Consider the following 26,557-nt stretch of genomic DNA (forward strand, 5'->3'; position numbering starts at 1 on the left):
AATTCTTGGTCACTCGAGGATTCACAAGAAGCAATTGCGAGTGATAATTGTGCGGGGGAGTCGCGGAAGGCTTCCGAGTTTCGACGGTTCGCTTTTTTCCATTGTTCGCGTTTTCCTATGCAGACCAAATCCAAGCCAGCAATACGGGTCGGTTCGCGGCTTGGTAAGTATCGAATCGAAAAACGACTGGGGGTCGGGGGTTTCGCAACCGTTTACTCCGCGTTTGATACGTTGCTGGGGATCAAGGTGGCCTTGAAGGTACCTTCGCCCGAATTGGTTTCCGAACAATTGCTTGAGGAGTTTCGCCGAGAGGCGAAGTTGACGATCCAGCTAGACCATCCCAACATCCTGGCGATCCGTGACGCGACGTTCGTCGATGATCATTTCGTGATCATCTCACCGTTGGCCGAACGGACGTTGCACGATCGGCTGCAGAAACGGATGGGCTTTGAGTTGGCGTTCGACATCCTGGCCCAATTACTCGACGGCGTGGCCTACGCCCACGACCAAGGCGTGATCCACTGTGACATCAAGCCCGAGAACGTTTTGATGTTTGATGACAACCAGATCCGATTGGCGGATTTCGGGATCGCCAAGGCGAGTCAAAGGACGATCAATGGGTCGGGCACCGGAACGATCGGCTACATGGCCCCGGAACAGGCAATGGGCAAGCCATCGGCTCGAAGCGACGTTTTTTCGATCGGTTTGCTCGCTTACCGGCTGTTTTCTGGGAAATGGCCCGAATATCCGTTTGAATGGCCCTTAGCCGGTGCAATCCAACTGCGCCGCCGGGCGCATAGCGACCTAATCGCTGTGATCCGAAAATCCCTCAACATCAACCCTCGAGGACGCTACCGCAATGCCGGACAAATGTATGCGGCCGTCGAACAAACTCGGCTGAAAGCGACCCGGTATGCTCGCCGACACCGGACAACAGGCTAGAATTAACTACCGACCCGGTGCGGTATTGTGACGCACTTACGGATTGCCCATTTGACGCTTCGACGGACGGGAACTTTACCCGTAATTCCTAACATGTTGACCACGATTTCCGGAACCGCGACCCCCGCAGCTGGACAGGACTTTTTCGTCGAAAGCGATATGCATGAGCCGAAATCGTTGTCGTTAACATCCGGCCAGGTTGTCGCGTTTGCGCGTCGCTGTCCCGGTAAAGTGGAACCGAATGACGATAGTGCGGTCGTCCTCCAAACCGCCTCCGGTGCGTTGGTGATGGCGGTTGCGGACGGCGTGGGTGGATGTCCCTTGGGCTACAAGGCGTCGGCAATTGCGGTTCACAGTATTGCCGAGTTTGTTTTGGCAGCCGACCCCGAATGCGATTTGCGGCCTGCGATTTTGGATGGCATCGAACGGGCCAATCGAGACATTTTGGATCTCGGTGTGGGGGCAGCGACCACTTTGTCCGTTGTCGAAATTGCGGATTCCAAAGCTCGGGCTTACACCGTGGGCGACTCGATGGCAATGATCATCGGCCAGCGGGGGACGTTGAAATGGAAATCGACTTCGCATTCGCCCGTTGGCTATGCGGTGGAATCAGGGATGCTCGACGAAGAAGCGGCGATGACGCATGACGAACGCCATGTCGTGTCCAACTTAGTCGGATCCAATACGATGCACATTGGAGTGGGCCCGACGCGTCCGTTGGCGGCCCGCGATCGCGTGATCTTGGCCAGCGATGGGCTGTTCGACAACTTGCACGTCGGCGAAGTGATCGGTTTGATCAAGAATGGCAAGCCGATGGATCGGATGAAGACGCTCGCGCAGTTGACCGACGAACGGATGGCAGGTCAGTACGCGGAACTACCAGGCAAGCCCGACGATTTGACGGTGCTGCTCTATAGCAGGTGAGTTGTCTTAGCGGGACAGCACCGCTTTGAACTCCACCCACCGGACCGCGAGAGCGGTCGAAGACGGTAGCCGGGGGTGAGAGCGAAGCGAACACCCCCGGAAACGAGATCATGGCCACGCGATTTCGACCGCGGAGCGGTCGCAGATTCCCGCATCTGCGATCCTTCCAGGATCGGTGTGTCGTGTTGAACCGCTGTCCGTGGGTGCGCGATCGCGACCCACGGCTACCCTCTTTGATCCCATGCGGGATCACCCCCGGATGCCATTTGGACCGAACCGGACCACGCGAGAGTGGTCACAGAAGGTAGCCCGCCGTTTGAACTCCACCCACCGGACCGCGAGAGCGGTCGAAGACAGTAGCCGGGGGTGAGAGCGAAGCGAACACCCCCGGAAACGAGATCATGGCCACGCGTTTTCGACCGCGGAGCGGTCGCAGATTCCCGCATCTGCGATCCTTCCAGGATCGGTGTGTCGTGTTGAACCGCTGTCCGTGGGTGCGCGATCGCGACCCACGGCTACCTTCTTTGATCCCATGCGGGATCACCCCCGGATGCGATATGGACCACGCCAAAGTGGTTCAGGCTTTAAAAAAGCGTGACGATGTGCCGCCGGGGCCGATGGGGACGGAGATGCGTTTGGCACATTTGGGGCAATTGCCGACGTAGGCAGTCAATTCTGCGTTGCGGTAGATCCGACCATAGGTCTTGCAGCAGAGGAATTGGATCCCCAAGAAGGGGCGACACCGATAGCTTGTCTTGGCCGAGGATAAATCCGCTTGATCACGCGGATCGCTGAAGGCATCGAACTGAGACGTCGACATCGGCAAATCTGGCTTCTGACGCAAAATGACTAAGAGGGAGACTCCTCGGACCGCTGGATCGCTTCGAGAGCGAGCTTCAATTGAGCTCGTGCTCGACTGATCCGGCTGCGAACCGTTCCGATCGAAATATCGAGAATTTCGGAGATCGTTTCATACGACCGTTCTTCCATTTCTCGCAAGACCAAGATGGAGCGGTGTTCGTCCGTCAGTTTTCCCATTGCGGAGCGAACCATCGCGATTCGTTCCTGTTGCAGCATCGGTTCATCCACTGCATCGGCGGACTCATCCGAGATTTCTATTCCGCTTTGCTCGCGAAATTGGTCGAGCGAAACCCGAGCCCGCTTCCGTCGCCGGCGCGTGAGTGCACTGTTGAACGCGATCCGGTAGAGCCAAGTAAAGAATTGACTATTTTGATGAAAGGTGTCCAGCTTGATGAACGCCCGTATAAATGCCTCCTGGACGACCTCCTCGGCTTCATCTGGCGAACCGGTGACCTGGACCATCGAGGCATACAAGCGGTCTTGGTTGATTTCCACCAACCGCGTAAACGCCGCCCGATCCCCATGGAGAGCTCGGTCAATCAGTTCAGGCTCTTCGCCCACGCCGCCCACTTTCGTGTTGTAGTGCCTTGGTTTGCAGTTTGGATCGAAAACGTCCCTCGGTCTACCGTTTGCGGTTGGACCCGCAGCTGGACGATCCGAAACGACCCAGCGACCGAAAACCTAGTCTAGCATCCTTTGCCGACCGAAAACGGCCTCTCCACCGGATGCTACGACACGAAAACTAGTTCAGTTCGCCGTCGCCCAATTCACCGTGTAGGTGCCGCTGCAGGTAGGACGCCCTTTGGACGTTCCGGTCGGAGGACCCTAAGACGCGTCCATGCAACTTCTGCAAGTGCGCGGGTTGAGTATGAATAAACAACTTATTGATGGTGGCAACTTGCACATCATCGATCAGCCCCAGATTGACCCCCATTCTTACCTTGGACAGGTAGTGCATCGTCTCTTCGCTGCTGATCTTCTTGGCCGTGTGCAAAATCCCCAAGGCTCGGCTTACGTCATCGTGCAGATCCTGTTGGTTCTGCTCGACCAAGAACGCTCGCGCCTTGCGTTCGTACTGGATGATCTGCGGCACCACTTCATCCCCGACCAGCGACAACAATGCCTGTTCGCTATGGCCGAGCGTGACCTGGTTGCTAACCTGATAGAAGTCACCCGAATACTGCGATCCCTCGCCGTAGAGCCCTCGCACGGTGACGTTGATCCGCTGCATGCTTCGAAAAACCTTGTCGATTTGCCGAGTGATCACCAAGGCTGGAAGGTGTAACATCACGCTGACCCTTAATCCCGTACCGACGTTGGTTGGACAAGCGGTCAGGTAGCCATACTTCTCATGAAACGCGTAGAGAATCGCGCCTTCAAGCCGGTCGTCAAGGGAATCGATCGTGGCCCATGCGGCTTGCAGATCCAATCCGCTTTGCATCACCTGGATCCTCAAGTGATCCTCTTCGTTGACCATCACGCTGTACTGCTCGCCTGGATCGACCGCGACCGCTCGCGATCCGTCTGCATCCGCGATCTCGCGCGAGATCAGTTGGCGCTCGACCAAGAATTGCCGGTCGACCTCTGACAGCTCTTCGATATCGATGTAGCGAATGTCCTTCCAATCCTCCATCGCTTCCATCCGTGCACGAACCGTACGTTCGATGCTGTCCCGGTCTTCGTCGCTGCATCGCCGGATGAAGGGGAAATCGGCCAAGTTGCGGGCCAAGCGAATTCGGCTGCTGATGACAATGTCCGATTCGGGGCCCGTTCCGCGCAACCACTCACCCGAGCTTTTGGCTAACGAGCTAAAATCCGTTTGTTGCTTCACGACCGATCCTCACCTTCTGGCCGATCGGCCTGTTTGCTGCGATTGTGTTGATCGGATGTGTCTTCGCTTTTCGCTTCCGGTTGACTCAGTTCCTTTTCCATCCGCTTCAATTCGTCACGGATCTCACTGGCACGCTCATAATCCTCAAGCTCGACGGCTTCTTCCATTTCACGACGCAGTTGGATCATCCTTGCCTGCGAGTCGGCCGAGGCTGCCAAACGCCGGGGGCGCTTTCCGACATGCTCAGTGGCGTCGTGAATGTTCGTCAGCAGAGGCACCAGATCCTCCTCAAAGAAGCTGTAATCGTAGGGGCAGCCAAGACGTCCGGTGTTGCGAAACTCGAAGAAGCTGATGCCACACACGGGGCACTCTTTTTGATCCAGCTCCGCTAATTCTTGCTTGGTTTGGCCAAGCTGTAATTGTTTCGCCAGCGCACCAGCGACCGAAGCGACCGGGCTGCTCGCTTCTTTTTGCAGGAAATTCCTCGCATGTTCTTCACACAGGTGCATGACCTTGGGCCCTGCGGGCTCGGTCAGCTCGGTGATATGAAAGGTCGCGGGTTTTTCACAATACTGGCATTTCATCGTGTCATTCCTAGCTGCCGCGACTGCCGCTAAAGTGTTGTTTTCGCAAATGTTTGACGCCAAGTGGATTCTATCGCCGCCCCAAGCGGTGTCAACGTAACGTGACGGCACTCAGCAGCGGCCGTGTGGTGCTTTTCTCATTCAAACCTGACGATTCCCTGCGATGATTACCCCCAGTCCGACGGAATTCAACGCTCTTGCGCTCGCTCACGACTTCGTTCCGGTCTATCGACGGTTGCTCAGCGATTCGTTGACGCCGGTGACCGCTTTTCGGTTGCTCGACGACGGCGGACCAGCCTGCTTGTTCGAAAGTGTGATTGGCGGTGAAAAGGTCGGTCGCTACAGCTTCCTGGCCGTCCAGCCAATCAAACGCTTCGCTGCGCGCGGCAACGCGGTGACCGTTTCCAGCACGAATCCCAAGGACGCGGATACGTTTCTCGCCGACGATCCACTCGAATCGTTTCGCAGTCATGTGCACTACCGCGTCGCACAGATCCCAGGCTTGCCACCTTTCGTTGGCGGTGCGATTGGCTACGCCGGCTACGACGTGGTTCGCTATGTGGAGAACCTACCCAACAGCCCCCTGGACGATCGGCAATTGCCCGACCTCGATTTCTCATTTTACCATACCTTGTGTGTTTTCGACCATGTCGAAAAAACGATCACGGTGGTGTCGCTTGCCGATTGTCGCGGTGTGGAAAGCATCGCGCATTCGGAGCAGGCTTTCCAAACGGCGGCCGAAACGATCGATTCGACCATCGCTCGGCTGTCACGCCCGGTTTCGCACCGTACCGACGAATTGACTTCTACGGCTGCCGCGGAACCACTGGTGGTCGAATCGAATTTCACCCGAGCGTCATTTGGCGAAGCGGTTTTGCAATGTGTCGAGTACATCCGTGCTGGCGATATCTTTCAAGTCGTCCCGAGTCAAAGGATGAGCGTCAAGACCGACGTTGATCCGTTTGAGATTTACCGTTCGCTCAGGGTGGTGAATCCGAGTCCGTTCATGTTCTTCGTCCGCACGCCCGATTGTGTGCTTGTGGGGTGCTCGCCGGAAATCATGTGCCGCGTCGCGGATCGAGTCGTGACCGTCCGTCCGCTGGCGGGAACGCGTCGTCGTGGCAAAACGGAAAAGGAAGACAAATTGCTCGAGAAAGAACTGTTGGCCGACCCCAAGGAACGAGCCGAGCATGTGATGCTTGTCGATTTGGGCCGAAATGACGTGGGTCGTGTGGCGAAGTTCGGCACCGTGGAATTGACTGAGGTCATGATCGTCGAACGCTACAGCCACGTGATGCACATTAGCAGCGAAGTTCAAGGGACCCTGCGTGAAGGACTCGATGCCTTCGATGCGTTGAAGGCATGTTTGCCGGCCGGGACCGTCTCGGGGGCACCCAAAGTTCGAGCGATGGAAATTATCGATGCGATCGAGCCCCACCGCCGTGGTCCCTACGGTGGGGCCGTCGGCTACGTGGACTATCGCGGCAACATGGACACCTGCATTGCGCTGCGGACCATGGTGGTCAAAGAGGGGGTTGTTTATGTCCAAGCCGGCTGTGGCGTGGTGGCCGACAGCGATCCTGACGCGGAATTTGACGAAACGATCAACAAGGCCAAGGCACTCATCTCGGCGATTGAAATGACGGTCGAGCGGGTGGCCAAGTAGCGGGTGGCCAAGTGAAGTCGGGTTACCGAGTCTTGCCCGGAGCAGACAGGCATTCTTTCGACTTTCTCGTTGGCGGTGCGACTCTCGAACCTTGTCGTTTTGCCTGCTGTCGATCATGCTCGATGGGTGTCGTGAGTGGGCAAGACGATCGCTGGCGGCGTTCCTTTCCAAGGGGCGACCGCTGGAGGAAAGTCCGGGCTCCGCAGGATAGGATGGTCGATAACGTCGACCGGCCGCGAGGCTAGGGAAAGTGCAACAGAAAGCAGACCGCCGAACGGTTCGACCGCGATCGGTCTTTTCGATCGATCGCAGCGAATGCGTGGTAAGGGTGAAACGGTGCGGTAAGAGCGCACCAGCGGTCGAGGTGACTCGATCGGCTCGGTAAACCCCATCCGGAGCTAGACCAAACAGAGTGCAGCGGAGGACGGGGCCTTTGGCCGCGAACCTCCGCGCCGTGCGATCCGTACGGCCATCGACATTCGGGTAGGTCGCGATGGAGGCGGCGAGCAATCGCCGTGCACAGACAAATGGTCGTCGGCCGGAGCGTCACGTTCCGGTTACAGAACCCGGCTTACTACCCCACTCACGGCACTTTTCTAATTGGGGGGCATAGAATCACCGTTGACCCCTCCGCTTCGTTTGCGGACAATCCGCCGTGCCAAGAAATTCACCAAGACGAAATCTGCCCCCAATCTCCGCAAACTATGCCTGTTACCGAAGCTTCTGCTGAAATCGCACGCTATTGCCGCCAAACCGCGGAAGCGGCCAAGCTTGCGTCGTATCGCTTGTCGTCGCTTGATGCCGAGGTCAAGAACCGCTGGCTGCGGCAATCTGCCACCGAATTGGTCGCGTCGCTGGACACGATCATTGCCGCGAACCAGCAGGATCTGGACGCAGCACCCGGGTATGGGCTCAGCGATGCCGCGATCGATCGGCTGAAATTGGATGCGGGTCGGGTTCAGTCCATTGCGACGGCACTCGAAGAAATTGCCATGCTTCCCGATCCGGTCGGCGAGGTCATCGACGGTCACACGCGGCCGGGTGGGCTGCAGATCCTAAAGCGTCGTGTGCCTCTCGGCGTCGTCTTTTTTATCTATGAGAGCCGGCCCAACGTGACCGCTGACGCAGCCGGGATCTGCGTAAAGAGTGGTAATGCGGTCATTCTACGGGGCGGCAAAGAAGCCATTCATAGCAGCCAAGCGATTGTGGACGTGCTCTCACGCTGTGCCGCGGATTGTGGGTTGCCGGAAAATGCGGTCCAGCTGGTTTCCACCACCGATCGAGTCGCAGTTGGTGAATTCTTGAAGTTGGGGGAACTGATCGATGTGACGATCCCACGCGGTGGAGAAGGTTTGATTCGTCGCGTTGCGGCCGAAGCCACGATGCCCGTGATCAAGCACTACGACGGGAATTGTCATGTTTATGTCGATGAACATGCCGACATCGAAATGGCGGTCGACATTATCGAGAATGCTAAATGCCAGCGGATGGGAGTCTGCAACGCTTGCGAATCCTTGTTGATTCATCAAGCGATTGCAAAAAACGCACTTCCGAAGATCGCGAAACGGCTGACCGAGCGAGGGATTGAGATTCGAGCGGACGAGCGAGCTCGGAAATGGATCGAGGGTGCCGTCGCGGCGACCGACGAGGACTGGTCGACCGAGTATTTGGGACCGAAGATCAGTGTCGCCGTGGTCGATTCACTCGACCAGGCAGCAGAGCACATCAACCGCTACGGTTCGCATCATACCGATGCGATTGTGACCGAGCAGTTGAAGGCATCGGAGACGTTCACGAGCTTAGTCGACAGCTCCGCTGTGATGGTGAACGCCAGCACTCGATTCAACGACGGGGGCGTCTTTGGACTCGGTGCCGAGATCGGTATTTCGACCGACAAATTTCACGCTCGTGGCCCGTGCGGTCTTCGCGAGTTGACCACCTACAAGTACATCGTCCGTGGAAACGGGCACTGCAGGAGCTAGTCAAGGATGCATAACCAAGGACGACGGACATGTCGGATGAATCGCTAAGTCAAAACCAAGTCGAAAGTCTGCTCAAGGCCATGGAATCGGTCGATGCGCCCGGGACGGCACCCGCTGGCGCTCGCACGGTCAATTCGCCCCGTAGCAAGGCCACGGCGGGGCAGAGCAAACCGTCGTACAACAAGATGTCGGGGGTGTTGCCGGCTGGGGTGCGTGTGACGGCGTATGATTTCAAACGTCCCGAACGCGTTGGCAAAGACCAAATGCGAGCGATGCATTCGCTGCACGAGACGCTGGCGCGAAACTTTGGCGCGGCGATGTCAGGATTGCTGCGAACGATGATTGAGGTCAAATTGCTCAGTGTCGATCAATTGACCTACAGCGAATTTGTGTTCAGCCTCGATAACCCGAGCTGTTTCAGTGTCTTGAAGCCGCAACCCCTCGAAGGCCATTGGATCCTCGACGTGGCGCCGACGTTGTCGTATGCGGTGATTGACCGCATGCTCGGCGGTGACCCCAAACCGGGCGATACGATTCGACGTCCGTTGACGGAGATCGAAACGCGCTTGGTTCGAAGAATCGTCGATTTATTTTTGACTCAACTCTCTCATTCCTGGGAAAACATCGTTGCCTTGGACTTGGAAGTCGACCGGATGGAGAGCAACCCACAATTGGTTCAAATCGTTCCGCCCAACGAGGTCGTTATTTTGGTCGGTTTCGAAGTGCTGCTGGGTAAGAATCGCGGCATGATGAATCTCTGTATTCCGTTCAATACCATCGAAGGGTTCAATTCCCAATTATCACGCAACGGATGGGTGGGGTACGGTAAAGGCAAGCCAACGGAGAAAACTCGCAGACGAATCTCCAACAACATCGATGCGGCGCCGGTCGATGTGGTGGTCACGTTGGCACGGTCAAGGATACGAACCGGAGACTTGTTAGAGTTGTCGGTCGGGGATGTCATTACGACCGAAAAGGAGGTCAATGCTCCGTTGGAGTTGTCGATCCAAAACATTCCGAAATTCAACGCCAAAGCGGGTGCTTTCAAAGGAAAGAAAGCCGTTCGCATCGAATCCATGCTGCAGCCGAAACATCCGGTCACCGACGACGATGAGAGCAACCCGAATCGAGTGGATGGCGTTGCGGATGCAGGAGAGTAACCTGAAGAAAGCGAACCACGACCATGCTGCTCAGTCCTGAAGTCCGCACGGCATTGCTTTGCGTGTTTGCGGCATTGTCGCTTTTCAGCTTGGCTGCGTTCGTGGTGCAGCGGATGAAACCGGAGCACGATCTCTCGGAGCTTCAAAGCCGAATCAGGACTTGGTGGGCGATCGTTGGGTTTTTCTCGCTCATGTTGTACTGGTCGGCGACGGCGACGATTGTGTTTTTTGCCTTCGTCAGCTTCTTGGCTTTGAAAGAGTTCTTGTCCATGACGCCGACACGACGGGCGGATCGACGTGTATTGTTCTATGCGTATCTGGCGATCCTTGGCCAGTACTATTTTGCTGCGGTCGAATGGTATGGCATGTTTATCATGTTCATTCCCGTGTTGATGTTCGTCTGGTTACCCACACGGATGCTATGGCTCGGGCAGACCGACGGGTTCCTGAAAGCCGCGGGAACCTTGCATTGGGCATTAATGATCACGGTGTTCAGCCTCTCACATGCAGCCTTTCTGTTGGTTCTGCATCCCGGTTCGTCACCCCGAGTGATCCCGCAGTTTCCGTCGTCAGCGGGGGAGGCCTATCCTGGTGCTGGGCTGCTCGTTTTTCTGGTGTTGGTGACGGAGCTCAATGATCTTTGCCAAGGCTGGTGGGGAAGGTCCTTTGGCAAACGCAAGATCGCACCGACGATCAGCTCCGGCAAGACCGACGCTGGGCTGATCGGTGGTGTTGCATCGACGTTTTTGATCGCTTGGTTGTTGGGACCGCGATTGACGATGATGGACGGCCCGCGTTCCGTGATGGCGGGATTGATTATCGCGGTGGCGGGAATTGCCGGTCATCTTTGTTTGTCTGCACTGAAACGCGACTTGAAGATCAAAGATTTTGGTGCCACGTTACCCGGTCACGGTGGCGTGCTCGATCGGGTCGATTCCTTGGTCTTTACCGCGCCGCTGTTTTTTCACTTTGTCTACTACACCTATGGCTGATCCCATCCACGAATGAACCACTTCTTGCGCCCGTTGTTTTTCGCCGTCGTCGTGCGACCGCTGATGATGATCGTGTTGGGGACGAATATCCGGCGACAAGAAGGATTGCCTCGCACAGGACCCGCGTTGATTGTGGCAAATCACAACAGCCACTTGGATGTGTTTGCCTTGATGAATATCTTGGGGCTGAAACAGCTCGCGTCGGTGCGGCCGGTTGCAGCAGCCGACTACTTCATGACGCGGCCCCTTCGTCGCTGGTTTGCGACGCGAATTGTCGGCATCATCCCGATCGATCGCACCAACACCAAACGGGATCCCAGTGGCAGACACCCGCTGGAGCCGATCTCGGAAGTGCTACGAGACGAAGGCATCGTGCTGCTGTTCCCCGAGGGGACCCGAGGAGAGCCGGAGCAACTCGAAGCGTTCCAATCGGGTGTCGCTCACTTGGCTCGCCGGCACCCAGATGTCCCGATCGTTCCGGTGTTCATGCACGGGCTTGGCAAGGCGCTGCCCAAGGGCGAAGCGATCTTGGTACCCTTTTTCTGTGATGTCTTCGTTGGCGAGCCGCTTGACGCTGGATTGCCAAAAAAGGAATTCATGCAGCAGCTTGGTGAGCGATTCGCCGAATTATCGGCCGAGTCACGGCCCGGCTACGAGCCGGAGAACCCTCGGACCGGTCCGGTTCCGCTGAAATGACTTTTTCAGTCGCAGGCTGGGTCCAGTTCTGGAACAACGATCCGGCTTCGTACGGATTCAATCTCTTGTAACGCAGCTTGGCATGGATCGGCCCCTTCGTTGCGGGCCGCTTCGACGAGCGAGGCAGCAGGTGAGGTGAACTCGCGGTAACCCACCGTTCCTCCTGCTCCTTTTAGCCAATGAGCGACTTCAGCAAGATCAGCGAAAGCATGCTCTTGCAGCAGTGATCGCATTTCAATGATCCGTGTGTCGAGTTTGATCACGAAATCGATGATGATCTCTCGGAAATCCCGATCTTCAACGGGTAGGGTTGAGTGAATCGCCCCCAACCCACGCGGGGCTGCATCAACGACTTGGTTCTCGAGAGCCTGCGTCACAGTGGGTTTGGGCTGCCCCGACGTGTCGGTTGCGGGGATGACAACCCTTGCATGCAGTTCACGGATCTGGGCAAGTAAACGGTCGGCTTGCTCACATTCCGACCGCTTTGCTGCCTGTTCGAGGGCACTGGCCGGCTCCGTGAACACGCCCAGCCCAACGGTTCCTCCAGCGCCTTTGAGCCAATGGGCTTCGCAACGAACCGTTTCGAAATCCTTGGATCCGATGGCCTGTTCGATCGCAGCAAGTCGGCTGTCAAGTCGCCCGACGAAGTCTGATGTGATCGCTCGAAAATCGGCGTCGTCCATGGGCAAGGTAGGGTGAATGGGGGTGGTTCCCCCATCCATTCGCGTAGCCGGTGGTGCAATTAGGGCAGGCGACAACTTTGCGTTCGATGGATGTTCCTCGAGATGGACCGAGTCGATGCAAGGATCGGCTTCACCAAGATGCGACGTCACGCAGACCAACAATTTGTCGATGTCGACCGGTTTGGTAAGGAAATCATCACAACCGGCAGCCAAGCATTTTTCGCGATCGCCTTTCATCGCATTGCCCGTCAAGGCGATGATGGGAGTCGTTAAACCCGCTTCACGCAATCGACGGGTCGCCGAGTAACCGTCCAACACCGGCATTTGCATGTCCATGAAAATCAGCGAATAGTCGCTTTCGCTGATCTTCTCGATCGCTTCCAGTCCGTTTCCGGCTGTTGAAACAATCGCTCCCGCGCGGGACAGGACCAGTTCGATGAGCCGCCGGTTGGCTTCGCCATCGTCGACGACCAAAATCGGCTGATGGGGTACCTGCGTCAGCCCCGAGTGATTCTCGGTCGCTTTTTGTTTTGCTTTTCGCTCGATCTCAACGGGAGAGATCATCTCGGTGGATGCATCGACCGAGAGGGGGATCCAAATGGAGAACGTACTTCCGATGCCCTCCTCGCTGGTGACCGTCAATTCCCCGCCCATTGCTTCGGTCAACCGACGGCTGATGGACAACCCCAATCCCGTGCCGCCGAATTTCCGCGTCGTGGTGCTGTCCGCTTGGACGAAGGACTCAAAAATTTTGCTCTGCTGTTCTTCGGTCATCCCAATTCCGGAGTCGATGACATCAATCTTGATTGCGTTTTGTCCTTCGGTGGTGTGAACCATCTCCGTGACGATCTTGACTTCGCCCGTATCCGTGAACTTGATCGCATTTCCTACCAGGTTGGTGATGACTTGTCGAAGTCGGGTTGGGTCTGTTTTCAAGGACCGTGGGAGGTCCGTCAGGAATTGCGTGTTGAGTTCGATCTGTTTTTCCTTGGCTCTTTCTCGAAGGACATCCGCAACACCCGTGATGATCGGATCCAAGGGGGCGTCGATCGATTCCACCTGCAATCGGCCTGCTTCGATTTTGGAGATGTCCAAGATGTCGTTGATCAGCTCCAACAAATGGGCTCCGCTGGTGTGAATCATATTCAAATGACTAATCGCTTCATCGCTGTTGGTCACCAATCCGCGGCGCAACACATCGGTAAAACCGAGTACCGCATTGAGTGGCGTGCGGATTTCATGGCTCATATTTGCCAAGAACGAGCTTTTGGCCTCATTGGCGCTTTTGGCTTCATCACGGGCCTTGGCCAATTCAAACTTGTTTTCTTCGATCAAGGTGATGTCGTCGAAGGTCACGAACGATCCCTGTTTCCCGATGGTGGTGCAGTTCATGCTGAACGTCAAACGCCGTCCGGTTTGGTCGTATTGGATGTTTCGATCTAATACCGTGTCGCCCGTTCGTCGTGATTCGTTCCAGGGCCGTTCCTCGGGCGCGTCCGCGGGAAAAATCCAATCAAAACTGTCAATGGACTTGCCCAGGATATCGGACTCCTGCATTTCCAGGTATTGAGCGAGTCTTCGGTTTGCAAAGATGACTCGCCCTCGGGCATCGAGCAAGAACAGTCCTACGGAGAAGGTGTTCAGCGTCTCGGCAACATGCGTTGGAACCGCTCCCGTAGGATCCAGACTGTCGAGCGACTTGCGGAGGAAGAATGAGAACTGAAGCAAGCATGCGGGAATCAAGACGATCAACAACCACGCAGGCGCCCAGTAATTGAGTCCTAGCGTACCACCGGTCGATTCGAACACGACTTGCATTTCACCCCATTGTTTGCCGAAGCGGAAGACAGGCACTTGCATGTGAGTCATGCGATCATCGGAGGAAACGTTCCATAGGACGCGGTGCGGTCCCGCGGATACCAACAATTGGCCATCCACCGACACCAGCCCGATGGATTGCACTTGGTCGTCGCGGTGCAGGATCGACTCGAGCGTCACCTTCAAGCTTTCCACTTGGCCAGTGGATGCCATCGCGGTACCGCTGATGGCCAATGACTCGCAGAGCTTGTTCCGCCCCCGCAAGATTTCCTCTTGCTCGTTTGGAAAGAAGCCCAAGCCACTCGCCATCAGCAGCGTGCCGGTCATGATACCAACGAGTCCGAATGACAATCGAACTCGGATCGGGATACGTTTGAAAATGTTCATGCTTGGGCGGGATGCTGGAGTGGCGGGATGCTGGAGGATTGGAATTCACGCTTTGGCGTGCGAACCGTTTGTTTTGCTGCTCGCTAGGATGGGTCATTCACTGGTTGCGAATCCATTTCGGTGATTTGCTCATTGACTTCCTTAGCCCGGCGATCCATCAATTCTTCGAGTGTTTCGTCGTCGCCGGCTTGTGATCGACCTTGCATGATCAGCAGCGGGTCGACCGCTCGCCATGCCGGCATGTGTGCGATCAACCCGGAGACGCAGAATAATCCGTTACGAATCGCCAAAGCGACGAATCCGACCGTGACACCGGATGCGGCTGCACCGGCTGTGCGGATGACGATCAAGTCACCTTGGACCATCGATTCAAGTTGCTGTTGTCGACCGTCAAGTTGATCCCACATTGCACCGGGTCGCGTTAGCAGTGCGTAGTCAACGGTCGACACGGGGACGTACACGCCGTTACTGATTTGCATGAGCAGGGCATCGGCGCCATCCGCCCGGTCCGATTGGCGGTAGGTTTGGTCGCTGATGGATCGGCTCGCATCAATGCTGAGCTCCATCTCTCCTTCCGTCATCAGAACGGCGACTTTGTCGTCGTCATCGTCGGTGGCAGTACCCAGGAACTCAGCAAGTGTTTGCTGGTTGGATTGGCTCGCGCTCGCTCCGCCTGTGCTCGATGATGTGGGTGTCGGCCGGGCGGTCACCGAACGGTCGTTGCCATCATTGTCCGCGGCTGAGTCGTTCGTTGTGTTTTCCGAAGACGCTTCGGAGGTGTCCTTCGATTCGGTAGCGTCGTCATTTTGAGCTGAATCGCCCTCCGATTCCGATGTCGCGTCCTGCGTTTGAGATGTCGAGGTGGGAGGCAGGGCAGGAATCGGCAGCACCGTGATCGTAACGATGCCAATGTTGCTATTCGATTCACCGTCAAAGGCATTCCACAAGAAAATGACTTCACCAACAAATCCATTGACTGCGGTGTAGGTGAAGGAACCGTCCGGAGACAAGGAAAGCGTGCCGTCTGAGGGCGCCGCGACCAGCATTGCTGTCAGAGTGTCTCCGTCAATGTCGTTCGCGATCTGCGAGAACGGACTTGCCGCAAACGTCAAGACTTGGCCAGCGATCACACTGGTTTGCAAGTTTGCTAAAGTTGGGGCATGGTTCTCCGAAATGACCTCGATCAAAACCGTTTCGGTCGCGGCGGTGTTCGTGCCGTCGCTGACGGATAAGGTCAGTGTGAATGAGGTGTCGTTTTCATAATCAATCGCGGCGGCATTGGCGACGGTGATCTGTCCGCTGCCAGAATCGATGGCGAAGGCACCGCCGGTGTTTCCGGCGGTAATCGTCCAGGCCGAGAATGTTGTCGCGGCGTCATCATCCGACGCCGTCACGGTTCCGACCACCGTGGTGTTGCCAGCGGTTTCACTAACCAAAAACGTCTGTGACGGATCGATCACGGGGGTGTTGTCGTTCTCGGCTTGGACGTTAACCAGGACGGTTTCGGTCGCCGCGGTGTTCGTGCCGTCGCTGACGGTGAGGGTCAGCGTGAACGTGGTGTCGTTTTCATAATCGATCGCCGCGGCATTGGCGACCGTGATCTGTCCGCTGCTGGAATCGATGGCGAAGGCACCGCCGGTGTTGCCAGCGGTAATCGTCCAGGCCGAGAACGTTGTCCCCGTGTCATCATCGGACGCCGTTACCGTTCCGACGACCGTGGTGTTGCCTGCCGTTTCGCTAACCGAAAACGTTTGCGACGGATCGATCACGGGGGTGTTGTCGTTCTCGGCTTGGACGTTAACCAGGACGGTTTCGGTCGCCGCGGTGTTCGTGCCGTCGCTGACGGTGAGGGTCAGCGTGAACGTGGTGTCGTTTTCATAATCGATCGCCGCGGCATTGGCGACCGTGATCTGCCCGCTGCTGGAATCGATGGCGAAGGCACCGCCGGTGTTTCCAGCGGTAATTGCCCAGGCCGAGAATGTTGTCGCCGCGTCATCATCCGACGCCGTCACGGTTCCGACGACCGTGGTGTTGCCTGCCGTTTCGCTAACCGAAAACGTTTGCGACGGATCGATCACAGGGGTGTTGTCGTTCTCGGCTTGGACGTTAACCAAGACGGTTTCGGTCGCGGAGGTATTCGCGCCGTCGCTGACGGTGAGGGTCAGCGTGAACGTGGTGTCGTTTTCATAATCGATCGCCGCGGCATTGGCGACCGTGATCTGTCCGCTGCTGGAATCGATGGCGAAGGCACCGCCAGTGTTTCCAGCGGTAATCGCCCAGGCCGAGAACGTTGTCCCCGCGTCATCATCGGACGCCGTCACGGTTCCGACGACCGTGGTGTTGCCTGCCGTTTCGCTAACCGAAAACGTTTGCGACGGATCGATCACAGGGGTGTTGTCGTTCTCGGCTTGGACGTTAACCAGGACGGTTTCGGTCGCCGAGGTGTTCCCGCCATCGCTGACGGTGAGCGTCAATGTGAACGTGGTGTCGTTTTCATAATCAATCGCGGCGGCGTTGGCGACCGTGATCTGTCCGCTGCTGGAATCGATGGCGAAGGCACCGCCGGTGTTTCCAGCGGTAATCGTCCAGGCCGAGAATGTTGTCGCGGCGTCATCATCGGACGCCGTTACCGTTCCGACGACCGTGGTGTTGCCGGCGTTTTCGCTAACCGAAAACGTTTGCGACGGATCGATCACGGGGGTGTTGTCATTCTCGGCTTGGACGTTGACCAAGACGGTTTCGGTCGCCGCGATATTCGCACCGTCGGTGACGGTCAAGGTCAGCGTGAACGTGGTGTCGTTTTCATAATCGATCGCCGCGGCGTTGGCGACCGTGATCTGTCCGCTGCCGGAATCGATGGCGAAGGCGCCGCCGGTGTTGCCAGCGGTAATCGTCCAGGCCGAGAATGTTGTCAAGGCGTCATCATCGGACGCCGTCACCGTTCCGACGACCGTGGTGTTGCCGGCGGTTTCGCTAACTGAGAACGTCTGCGACGGATCGATCACGGGGGTGTTGTCGTTCAGATCGTTGACGTTGATCGTCAACGCTTCGTCAAAAGCATTGCCAGCGGAGTCGGTCACGCGGACGGTGACGGAATAGGAACTCTTGGATTCGTAGTCCAAGAAACCATCCATCAGCACGAGTTGATCGCCTGACCCACCGATCGAAAACTTGGTCTGGTCTGCACCACTGACGATGGACCAAGTGAAGGTGTCGCCAGCGTCCGCGTCCGTTGCCAACAGCGTTCCTACACTCACGCCAAGTGTCGTGTCGGTATTTTCGTCTGGCGTCGTAGCCGCGAGCGCAATGTCGGTTGGAGTTGCATTCACTACTGTATAGAAGAGCTGCAATTCGGGCGGAGCCACTCCTTCGCGGCTGGAGTACGTGTAGCTTTCCGTACCGGTCTCGGAGCAGCCAACGATCAAGCCGTTGTTTGTCGTCGTGCCATCGTACCAATCCTGAACCAAGGCTGTGATATCCCAGCCATGTTGTCCGGTGCCGGTGGCGTTGAAGGTCGCGACGGCGGTTGAGTTATAGGTTCCCCCATTCCACGCCACACCGCTGGCACGGTCATTCCAACTCGGGAACCCGCTGGTACCGTTCTGGCCGCCTTCCACCCAAGACTCCGTGACCTCGTAAACGCTGACGTCAAAGGCGGATGCGCCTGCAGTGGCCTGCATCGTCAAGGTCGCACCGGTGATCGTTGCACCGACGGGAATGCTGCTCAAATCAAACCGAAGCAGCGCACGGCTGTCACCAATGTCGCCACCCGATTTGTCAACAATTAGCGTCGTCGAGGTACCGTAATTGAATCCGCTGTTGTCTTTATTAAGGTAAGTGTCAGCGACTGGATTGAGGGTGATGGACGGGGCCTCGAATATGTCATTGATGTCAATCGTGTAGGACTCGAAGTCCTCCGGATCACCAGGGATAGTCGCGTCATCGATATTGACCGTGACGTCCAAGTAGGGATTGGTTTCAAAATCGAGACTCACGCCCGATTGAAGTCGCAGCTCATTGCCGACGATCTCGAACATCCCTACGTCGACCCCCGTCAATGACAGCGTTCCGGTTCCCAACGCGTCGTCGGTGACTGAGATCGTTGCGACGGTTGTGTAAGAACTCGTGTCAGCGTCCTCATCCAATTGCGTCACCACCGGCGTGATGGCGACGGTTGGCGCCTCATTCACATCGCTCACGTCAACCGTGATCGTTTCGTTGTACGAGTTGTTGGCTGAGTCGGCGACTTGTACGCTGACGGTGTACGTGGACTTGGTTTCAAAGTCCAAAACGCCATCATCAAGCGTCAATTCGCCCGTCGCTGCGTTCAGCGTGAACAACGCACCGTCGCCACCAGCCAGCTTTGACCAAGTAAACGTCTCGCCTGAATCGGGATCGGTCGCCGACAGATTGCCGAATGAATGTCCGCCGGAAGTATCGGTGTTTTCATCAACCGACAACGAGTTGGGCGTGACATCGGTCGGCGCTGAGTTCGTTGGGAGTGAATAACTGATTACGAGTTGTGGCCCATTCGCTCCGCCTTCGGCGCTGGTAAATCGAAGTTCCGGGACAGGTGTTCCACCAAGTCCAGCACCCAAGTGTCCATCCAGAGCAATGCCGTAGTTCTGCGAGGGTGTATCAACCCACGTCTGAACGAGCGATTCTAAATCGGTGATTTCACGCCAGTCGTTGACCACTTCCGTTCCTGAACCAGAAAAGCCGTCTGGGTCGGCTTCGTCCCAGCCAGTACCAACCTCTGAGCTGAGCTGGCCGCCGGGTGTCGTCCAGCTGTTGGTTCCGTCGCGTGAGACCCATGTTGCCTGACCGACCGTCCAGTCTTCCAGCACCTGATGCGCCCTGACTTCGACACCGGAGGAAAACGTCGCTTTGTGATCCCAGTCCTCGAGATAGACTCGCAACGTTGCCGAGTCGATGGTCGCTCCAACTGGAATGCTGGAGAGATCGAATTGCATGATGGGAAGGTGATCATAACCGTTAGGCCCGGTGCTTGGATCGCTGCCCAGCACCAGGGTGGCTTGGCTGTCGTGGTTTGTACTCTGATTGACGTTGTCTAGCCAGGTATCGGCGGTTGCCGTTAGGGTGACGAGACCAGCTTCATACGCTCCGATATCGGGAGAATCGAAACGGGCGACGCCTCGTTGGTCCGTCGATGGCGCACCACTGGATGTCCCCGCGTTGTACGCTGGGCTCGTCGTGGTAATGGCATGCGTTTTGGCGAAGCCACCATTATTGGCCAGCGGGGCGAGCATCGCATCGATCGGTGAACCCAGCGTGCCGACTTGGTTCCCATTGACTCCATCAACCATATCGGATTGGCCGGTTCCGTCACCGATCAAGTTGTTGCCGCTGTCGATGAATTGGCCGTCCGCATCGTTGTTGGCGGAAGTGGCCGTGTTCTGGGCGATGATGGTGTTCTTTAGGTCGACTTGGTTCCCCGGTCCGAATGTGCGGATTCCCCCACCGGTATCGGCTTCATTGTCGGTGACGGTACCGTTGATGATTGCAACGTCGTCTCGGGTATAGAGTCCGCCACCGGAGGACTGAGCTGTATTGCCGCTGATCGTGACGTTGGTCATCGTCAGGAAACCAGCAGCAACATAGTTGTTGTAAATTCCGCCGCCGGAATCCGCGCCATTGTCGCTGATCGTGACACGTTCAATCGTAGCCTTGTTGGCGTTGTACAACCCGCCGCCGTTAATCGTTGATCCAACCCCACCGTTTTGCTCGATGACGACATCGGTTAGCGTGATCGTACCATCATTGTAGATACCGGCCCCGTTGGAGCCACCGTTATCGGTCACGATGACGTTTTGTAAAGTCAATTCAGCATCGCTGGTGGCAACACGAATGCCACCACCGTCTCCGCTGATTACACCGGCGGTCACCGTCAGATTCGTCATCGTCAAATGCGCACTGTGAACATCGAAGACCCGGTCATTGTACTGACCATCGATCGTTGTCAAATCGGCTCCGGCACCCTGGATCGTCACGTCGACACTGATATCCAAGTCACCAAGATTGCCACCATCTTCGCTTGCGCCCGTGCGCGTCAGTTCGTACGCACCTGCCGAAAGCACGATCGTGTCGCCCGCGGTGGCACTCAAGATCGCTTCTCTTAGCGACGTCAGCCCATCGCCTGCGTTGACAAGATCGGAAACGGTATCCACCGTGATGGTGCTTAGCTTGCCACGCCAATTTGCTTGGGCGGTTTCGCTGATCGCTGCCTGGGACTCAATCGCTCCCGTCGAGAATTCGAGTTCCCAGTCCCCGCCAAACGCGGCATGCCCGGTGTCATCGTCGCTCGCTGCTACATCGGCTCCCGACAGCGTCGCGAGGGACTCGATTAGCATCCGGCCATCCTCGGTCGCGGCCAAATCGCAACCATAAAGCAAGAGGTCGCTTTCGCTCTGCAGCGATGTTTGCCATGACGCGATCTGCCCGGCGTATCCATCGAGGTTCGATGCGCTAATCCATGTGCTCCCCAGTTTGATTGCACCGTCCTCGGCATGAGAAACCAGGTGCAACGATGAGATTCCCGTTCGGCTTTCGAGGATCTCGGTGATCTGGTCAATGCCGTCGCGTTGCTGATCCAGCACAAAAACGTCAAGGTCCCGGTCGGAGTCTCGGAAATCATCGAGCAGTTTTTGAAGATCGGAGATCGCTGAATCGACGATCACCAGTTCGCTGGCTTGGTGAATGGTTGCCTGCGCCGCCGACTCTGGGGCTGCTGCCGAGGGGTCCTGCGTCGCGACCGGTTGCAGTTCAGCGACCATCACGGCCGAATCGTCGGCATTCGTGGCCGCAACCACATCGATGGGAGCAGCGCTGAACAAAATCCGCGGCTCCAGTTCCGTTAACGCGGCGGAGCGTTCCCATTGCCCCGGTCCATGGCGGCGTTGGGCAGCACGACCGATCTTGGTCGCCGTTTCGTCGAGCGCCAACAGCGTGTGCTGCCAGAAATCGCTGATCAGGTTGCCGAAAGCCATAGACCGTGACATAGAAATGGTATTGGGAAAGAAGGCGCAGAATCATCCATGTGAACCCTAGCCGATGAATCGTCACCGAGCCGAAAGGGAAGGATGCGCAAGCTAGGTATTTTAGGTCGCGTGTTTTTTTTGGGGGGCACTGCGCAGGTTGTATCGAGTAAATGTTCACGTGTGATCAAGGATTTCCAAGAATGATTCTGTACATCCTGTCTCGGTTATGCCGATTGTCACTGTTAGGCGTGTCCCCGTTGCGGAACCGCGTAACCACGGATGCATGATTCAGGAACAAGTGCAACACTCTGGCAGGATCACGACCGAGACCCCCACACCGAGGCGTACCCGCGGTACGCGAGGCAGTGCTGCGCGGTCCTTGCGAAGACGCTTTGCAATTGCCGGAATCCTCTGTGGCGTCAGCGTCTTTTCGTTGTCCGCCACAAGCTCGACGGCTTTGGCTCAAGATGGATTGATCGAATCCGTCAGCGATTCACGCTTGAATGCGATCCATGCGAACACCCACAACCATTTTTGGACGTCACTTGACCAATACCGAGCTCGTGCTTGGCAGCTTCCCGACGACCGATTGAGGGATTCGGCGGAAGTGACCCTCGCTGTACCGCTCGAGCCGATGTGGTGGGAAATGCCACTTGCCGGGTCGCTGGGACTCGCCGATCAAACGCAGCCGGTCGACATTGATTGGCTCATTTCCTTAGCCATTTCGAACTCACCCCATGTTCAGGCGGTGCTGACCGAGCCTGAGATTCGGCGGACGGAAATCGTCATCGCCGATGCCGAGTTCGATCCCTTAGCCTTTGTTGAATCCAAGTTCGCCGACACGAATGACCCGGTGGGCAGTGCGTTGACCACCGGTGACAACTCAACGCGGTACGTTGATGAGACGCTCAGCGGCGTGGGGGGCATTCACAGCAAGATGCGTGCGGGGGGGCAGTTTGAATTGTCGCAACGGGCAGGATACCAAGCGAACAACTCGACCTTCTTGATCCCCAATCCTCAGGGGACCACGCGGTTAGAATTCAGTTTTACGCAGCCGTTGATGAAAGATCGCGGAAAGGCATTCAACCAAACACGGATGATGTTGGCACGGCTCGATGTGCAACAAGCCTCGAGCGAAGTGCGTCAGAGCTTGGAACGACACCTCGTTGACGTTGCCGATGCCTATTGGAGCTTGTACCAAGCACGCGCCGAATGGCTGCAACGGAACCAGCTGCTTTCGTCCGCACAGCAGCTCCATGATGTGCTGCGTTCACGCCAGGGGATCGATTCGCACCAACGTCAGGTGTTGAGGGCGAATGTGGCGGTTGCCAGTCGACGGTCTGATTTGGTGCGTGCCGAAACGCGGATCCGCAATGCTCAGTCGCGGTTGAGGATGTTGACAGCCAGCCCAATGCTGATGCATGCCCATCTGCAGGAACTCGCTCCCCAGGACCACCCGTTCGTGTTGCCGTTAGAATTATCGGTTCGACAATCGGTGATCACGGCGCTAGAACAACGCGCGGACATCAACGAAGCGATTCGCCGTGTTCAAGCGATGTCGCTCCGCGTGGGTGCCGCGAAGAACCAGGTCCTGCCGAGGCTCGACTTGATCCTCAGCAGCTATGTCGCCGGACTCGATGGAAACCGCAGTTCCCTGCAGGCGTTTGAAAACCAGTTCAATGGCGGGCAACCAAGCTATGCGGCGGGTTTCTTGTTTGAGTTGCCGATTGCCAATCGGGCCAGCCGAGCCAGGTTGACTCGCAACCGTCTCGAAATGACCCGCGCGATGTACGAATTCCAGCAGGCGACCGAGGTCGCGTTTACGGAAGTCGAAATTGCAGCACGAGAGACCAGTACGGCCTATCAGGAGATGTTGGTCAAGAAACAATCGATTGACGTTCAAACGCAAGAAGTGGAGTACCTGCAACAACGATGGGAGTTATTGCCGGACCCCGAGGAATCCAGTGTGGTCTTGATTGACGATCTGTTGGATGCCCAGCAGCGGCTTGCGGATGAAGAGAGATCCTACGTGGATGCGCAAGTTGCCTATGCCATGTCGTGGGTACAGCTTCGCAGGGCCATGGGGATCCTGCTGCGGGTCGACGAATTGCCGACGCACGAAATCGACATTCCTTGTGGCATCTGGCAACCATCCGAAGAGTCGGACGTCGTGATCGAGGCAGCGGAGATGGCGTTACCATGAGTTCTCGAGTCTTTCCTCGCGGCGAACGTGCCAAGCAGGCTCGGTGCATCAGCGGTCGGCTCCATCGCCCAGATTGGATTCCGTCGCAGTTGCAAAGGACGAGGCAGCTTTCCGAAGCGCTTCGAGATTCGAGCGATGCGGAACTTGCCGAACAAACCGATCGCTTGAGACGAAGCGTCACAGCGACAAGCGAGGATGAACTGATTCCCCTCGCAGCTGCCTCCGTCGTCGAGGCGGTCCGTCGTGTCATGAACCTCGACCTTTTTGATGTTCAACTGCACGCAGGGCTCATCGTCGCCTGCGATGCCGTAGCCGAAATGCAGACGGGCGAAGGAAAGACGCTCTCGGGCATCTTTCCCACCTACTACAAGGCCATTCGGGGACGAGGCGTCCATGTGGTCATGCCGAACGAGTATCTCGCCAGCCGTGACTATGAATATTTGACTCCTGTTTTCCACCGACTGGCGACCACCACGGGGTTAATCGGCGACGATCGGTCACGCTCCGAGAACCGACAAGCCTATCGGGCGGATGTGACCTACGGTCCGGCACATACATTCGGCTTCGATTTCCTTCGTGACCAGGTTCTTGCCGATCGCTCGTCTCGCCGGCTTGGCGATCGCGTCTTTGAGATGCTTGAGCGTCCCTCGGAAAGCGAATTGCCTGTGCAGCGGGGACTCTATGCTGCGATCATCGATGAAGTGGATCATGTGTTGATTGACGACGCGGTTTCGCCTTTGCTGCTTAGTGCGCATCAGGGCGATCGTGCAGTCGATGCATCGATTCATCTTCGCGCGATCGACGTGGCGAAGGCCATGAATCCAATAGCGGACTTTTACGTCGATCGGACAACGCGTCAGGTCCATCTTTCCGATGCCGGCTACCATTCCGCCTACCGACATACGGAGATGGCCATCCATCCGAGGCTGGTACGTCCGTGGCATGAGTATGTCGTGCTGGCATTGCGCACAGCGCATCTGTACCACCGTGACGTCGAATACGTGGTTCATCAGGGAAAAGTGAAGATTGTCGATTCAGCAACCGGGCGTATTTTCGAAGACCGGTCATGGTCCGATGGGTTGCATCAAGCCGTCGAAGCGGCTGAGGGGCTTCCCATCACACCCGAGCGATACGCGGTGGCCCGGATCACGCGGCAACGCTTTTTTCGAGAATACGAGTGTCTCGCGGGGATGACGGGAACCGTGGATGGCTGTCAACATGAGTTTGCGACGGTTTACGGAGTACCGGTGATGACAGTACCGCTGCGAGTGAGTAGCCAGCGTCAACGGTTGGCGGACGCCGTTACCCCAACGTCCGATGCGAAGTGGCAGCAGATCGCCGAGGAAACCGAGCGTCTGTCCAAAGCGGGGCGACCGGTGTTGATTGGGACCTCGACCATTAGCGAGAGCCATGAAATTGCGGAGCATCTGAGTCAGCGTGGTTTGTCGTTTCATTTACTCAATGGCGTCCAAGATGCAGATGAGGCGTCGATCGTAGCACTCGCGGGTCGCTCAGGTGCGATAACGGTTGCGACCAACTTAGCTGGCCGAGGTACCGACATTACCCTGGACTCCGAAGCGGAACAGGCGGGAGGGTTGCATGTCATTGTCAGCCAACGCAACCCCTTGTCGCGAGTGGAACGGCAACTGATCGGTCGCTGCGCGCGATGCGGGGATCCAGGATCCGCGCGGGTCTACCTTTCGGCTGAAGATCAACTGATCTGCGACCACGCGCCGTGGATCCGTCGGGCGATTGTTCGCGCCACCCGATTGTGTCGCACACCGTCCCCAAAAATCGAACGCTACCTCCGTCGCATTCAGGCGGATCGCCAGCGACACTTCGAAAACCAACGCTGGAAACTGCTTCAGTCGGACCAAGACCGTGAATTGATGCTTCGGCGTGGACAAGCCGCAATCGCTTGCGACCAACTCTAACTGATGAAGATGGTTTCATTGAAACAGAGCCTTACCATGATTTGTTCGAATCACCGCCTGACGGGCGCCGTCTTCGCATTGGTTACGATGGCCTCACTGGCTGGTCCCTTGATGGCCCAGCAACAGCTTGAAGGTTTTACGGAGCCGTATCGACGCATTGCCGTTCCTGCCAGCGAGATTGGGGTGATTTCTGAGATCGCCGTGGTCGAAGGCGACGAGGTGCTTCAGTCGCAACTGCTCGCTCGTCTCAATGACACGGTCCTGGTGGCTTCCTTGGAAGTCGCTCGTGCCTCAAAAGATGCGATGGGGACTCGACGCGGTGCGGAAGCGGAAGTCCGAGTTCGCGAAAAGCAACTTGCAAGCTACAGGGAGCTTCAAGAAAACGGAAACGCTTCGAGAAGGGAACTCGATCGCAGTGAGACGGAATACCAACAGGCGATCGCCCGTTTGCAAGCGATCGACGAAGAGTTGGAAGTGCGCCGGCTCGAGTATGAACGAGTGAAGGCACAGGTCCAGCGTCGTCGGATCGAATCGCCGATCAGTGGGGTCGTCGTGGAAGTCGCTAAAGAAGCGGGCGAGTTTGTTTCACCAACCGATCCCATTGTGTTACAAGTCGTTCAGCTGGATCAGTTGAAGGCAATTTTCTCGGTCCCTCTTTCGTTGATCCGCTACGTTCGCGAGGGAGCTGAGGTCACGCTACAGACAGGACGCGAGAACCGAGACACGCAAGGGATTGTGGAGTTTGTTTCCCCTGTTGCGGATGCCGAGAGTGGTTCGGTTCGAGTGAAGATTCGAATTCCAAACTTGCAGCGATCGATCCAAAGCGGTATTGCGGTCCGCTGGTTCCTCGACGCGCCCACCGTACGCATCAGCCAACGAACGGACTAAGCAACACG

The 26,557-nt window shown here is 56.8% G+C and carries 16 protein-coding genes and 1 other RNA gene; 11 read left to right on the plus strand and 6 right to left on the minus strand.

All coding sequences use genetic code 11. The features are described 5' to 3' along the window. Positions 1–117: 117 nt before the first annotated feature. Together Poly41_RS18465 and Poly41_RS18470 are read left to right on the plus strand one after the other, a co-directional pair. Positions 118–942 (plus strand): serine/threonine-protein kinase, encoded by an 825-nt coding sequence (locus Poly41_RS18465; RefSeq protein WP_146528183.1) that lies wholly within the window; start codon positions 118–120, stop codon positions 940–942. 93 nt (positions 943–1,035) lie between these two features. Continuing rightward, positions 1,036–1,866, plus strand: coding sequence for a PP2C family protein-serine/threonine phosphatase (locus tag Poly41_RS18470; protein ID WP_146528184.1), 831 nt, complete (start codon positions 1,036–1,038; stop codon positions 1,864–1,866). Positions 1,867–2,443: 577 nt separating this feature from the next. Here Poly41_RS18470 and Poly41_RS18475 read toward each other — a convergent pair. From Poly41_RS18475 to Poly41_RS18490, 4 genes are all read right to left on the minus strand, one after another. Then, entirely contained in the window at positions 2,444–2,686 is a 243-nt protein-coding gene (locus Poly41_RS18475) for a hypothetical protein (protein WP_146528185.1), read from the minus strand. Positions 2,687–2,715: 29 nt separating this feature from the next. Then, entirely contained in the window at positions 2,716–3,288 is a 573-nt protein-coding gene (locus tag Poly41_RS18480) for an RNA polymerase sigma factor (protein ID WP_146528186.1), read from the minus strand. 181 nt (positions 3,289–3,469) lie between these two features. After that, positions 3,470–4,558 (minus strand): protein arginine kinase, encoded by a 1,089-nt coding sequence (locus Poly41_RS18485; RefSeq protein WP_146528187.1) that lies wholly within the window; start codon positions 4,556–4,558, stop codon positions 3,470–3,472. After that, complete coding sequence (locus Poly41_RS18490; RefSeq protein WP_231615765.1) at positions 4,555–5,142, minus strand: UvrB/UvrC motif-containing protein; 588 nt, start codon at positions 5,140–5,142, stop codon at positions 4,555–4,557. Before Poly41_RS18490 ends, Poly41_RS18485 begins: the two co-directional genes overlap by 4 nt. A 163-nt stretch (positions 5,143–5,305) precedes the next feature. Between Poly41_RS18490 and trpE the strand changes: the two genes are divergently transcribed. The 6 genes from trpE (at position 5,306) to Poly41_RS18520 (ending at position 11,638) form a co-directional block, all read left to right on the plus strand. Then, positions 5,306–6,808 (plus strand): anthranilate synthase component I, encoded by a 1,503-nt coding sequence (trpE, locus tag Poly41_RS18495; RefSeq protein ID WP_146528188.1) that lies wholly within the window; start codon positions 5,306–5,308, stop codon positions 6,806–6,808. A 132-nt stretch (positions 6,809–6,940) separates the two neighbouring features. After that, positions 6,941–7,398, plus strand: an RNA gene (gene rnpB, locus Poly41_RS18500) — RNase P RNA component class A. 114 nt (positions 7,399–7,512) lie between these two features. Next, positions 7,513–8,790: a glutamate-5-semialdehyde dehydrogenase gene (locus Poly41_RS18505; RefSeq protein ID WP_146528189.1), complete on the plus strand. Its 1,278-nt coding sequence runs from the start codon at positions 7,513–7,515 to the stop codon at positions 8,788–8,790. A gap of 29 nt (positions 8,791–8,819) precedes the next feature. After that, positions 8,820–9,950: a flagellar motor switch protein FliM gene (gene fliM / locus Poly41_RS18510; protein ID WP_146528190.1), complete on the plus strand. Its 1,131-nt coding sequence runs from the start codon at positions 8,820–8,822 to the stop codon at positions 9,948–9,950. A 23-nt stretch (positions 9,951–9,973) separates the two neighbouring features. Beyond that, positions 9,974–10,942: a phosphatidate cytidylyltransferase gene (locus Poly41_RS18515; RefSeq protein WP_146528191.1), complete on the plus strand. Its 969-nt coding sequence runs from the start codon at positions 9,974–9,976 to the stop codon at positions 10,940–10,942. A gap of 12 nt (positions 10,943–10,954) precedes the next feature. Next, positions 10,955–11,638 (plus strand): lysophospholipid acyltransferase family protein, encoded by a 684-nt coding sequence (locus Poly41_RS18520; RefSeq protein WP_146528192.1) that lies wholly within the window; start codon positions 10,955–10,957, stop codon positions 11,636–11,638. A 5-nt stretch (positions 11,639–11,643) separates the two neighbouring features. Here Poly41_RS18520 and Poly41_RS18525 read toward each other — a convergent pair whose 3' ends face one another. Next, a complete protein-coding gene (locus Poly41_RS18525) occupies positions 11,644–14,526 on the minus strand; it encodes an ATP-binding protein (protein WP_231615766.1) in 2,883 nt (960 codons plus the stop codon). Between the two features lie 83 nt (positions 14,527–14,609). Continuing rightward, positions 14,610–21,545: a cadherin domain-containing protein gene (locus Poly41_RS18530; RefSeq protein WP_146528193.1), complete on the minus strand. Its 6,936-nt coding sequence runs from the start codon at positions 21,543–21,545 to the stop codon at positions 14,610–14,612. A gap of 262 nt (positions 21,546–21,807) precedes the next feature. Between Poly41_RS18530 and Poly41_RS18535 the strand changes: the two genes are divergently transcribed. Genes Poly41_RS18535 through Poly41_RS18545 form a run of 3 tightly spaced genes read left to right on the plus strand, consistent with a single transcriptional unit; the run spans position 21,808 to position 26,549 of the window. Further along, the gene (locus Poly41_RS18535) at positions 21,808–23,727 is read left to right on the plus strand and encodes a TolC family protein (protein WP_197231424.1); all 1,920 of its coding nucleotides are present in this window, start codon (positions 21,808–21,810) and stop codon (positions 23,725–23,727) included. Continuing rightward, entirely contained in the window at positions 23,724–25,661 is a 1,938-nt protein-coding gene (locus tag Poly41_RS18540) for a preprotein translocase subunit SecA (protein ID WP_146528195.1), read from the plus strand. Before Poly41_RS18535 ends, Poly41_RS18540 begins: the two co-directional genes overlap by 4 nt. Before the next feature lie 36 nt (positions 25,662–25,697). Then, positions 25,698–26,549 (plus strand): efflux RND transporter periplasmic adaptor subunit, encoded by an 852-nt coding sequence (locus Poly41_RS18545; protein ID WP_231615767.1) that lies wholly within the window; start codon positions 25,698–25,700, stop codon positions 26,547–26,549. Positions 26,550–26,557 lie beyond the last annotated feature (8 nt).

The organism is Novipirellula artificiosorum, assembly GCF_007860135.1.
In the GTDB taxonomy this organism is placed as follows: Bacteria; Planctomycetota; Planctomycetia; order Pirellulales; family Pirellulaceae; genus Novipirellula_A; species Novipirellula_A artificiosorum.

What these genes read in the sequence shown, in the direction of transcription:
- Poly41_RS18465 (WP_146528183.1), top strand. Translation starts at nt 118, where the DNA reads ATGCAGACCAAATCCAAGCCAGCAATACGGGTCGGTTCGCGGCTTGGT.
- Poly41_RS18470 (WP_146528184.1), top strand. Translation starts at nt 1,036, where the DNA reads ATGTTGACCACGATTTCCGGAACCGCGACCCCCGCAGCTGGACAGGAC.
- Poly41_RS18475 (WP_146528185.1), bottom strand. Translation starts at nt 2,686, where the DNA reads ATGTCGACGTCTCAGTTCGATGCCTTCAGCGATCCGCGTGATCAAGCG.
- Poly41_RS18490 (WP_231615765.1), bottom strand. Translation starts at nt 5,142, where the DNA reads ATGAAATGCCAGTATTGTGAAAAACCCGCGACCTTTCATATCACCGAG.
- trpE (WP_146528188.1), top strand. Translation starts at nt 5,306, where the DNA reads ATGATTACCCCCAGTCCGACGGAATTCAACGCTCTTGCGCTCGCTCAC.
- Poly41_RS18505 (WP_146528189.1), top strand. Translation starts at nt 7,513, where the DNA reads ATGCCTGTTACCGAAGCTTCTGCTGAAATCGCACGCTATTGCCGCCAA.
- fliM (WP_146528190.1), top strand. Translation starts at nt 8,820, where the DNA reads ATGTCGGATGAATCGCTAAGTCAAAACCAAGTCGAAAGTCTGCTCAAG.
- Poly41_RS18515 (WP_146528191.1), top strand. Translation starts at nt 9,974, where the DNA reads ATGCTGCTCAGTCCTGAAGTCCGCACGGCATTGCTTTGCGTGTTTGCG.
- Poly41_RS18520 (WP_146528192.1), top strand. Translation starts at nt 10,955, where the DNA reads ATGAACCACTTCTTGCGCCCGTTGTTTTTCGCCGTCGTCGTGCGACCG.
- Poly41_RS18525 (WP_231615766.1), bottom strand. Translation starts at nt 14,526, where the DNA reads ATGAACATTTTCAAACGTATCCCGATCCGAGTTCGATTGTCATTCGGA.
- Poly41_RS18530 (WP_146528193.1), bottom strand. Translation starts at nt 21,545, where the DNA reads ATGTCACGGTCTATGGCTTTCGGCAACCTGATCAGCGATTTCTGGCAG.
- Poly41_RS18535 (WP_197231424.1), top strand. Translation starts at nt 21,808, where the DNA reads ATGATTCAGGAACAAGTGCAACACTCTGGCAGGATCACGACCGAGACC.
- Poly41_RS18540 (WP_146528195.1), top strand. Translation starts at nt 23,724, where the DNA reads ATGAGTTCTCGAGTCTTTCCTCGCGGCGAACGTGCCAAGCAGGCTCGG.
- Poly41_RS18545 (WP_231615767.1), top strand. Translation starts at nt 25,698, where the DNA reads ATGATTTGTTCGAATCACCGCCTGACGGGCGCCGTCTTCGCATTGGTT.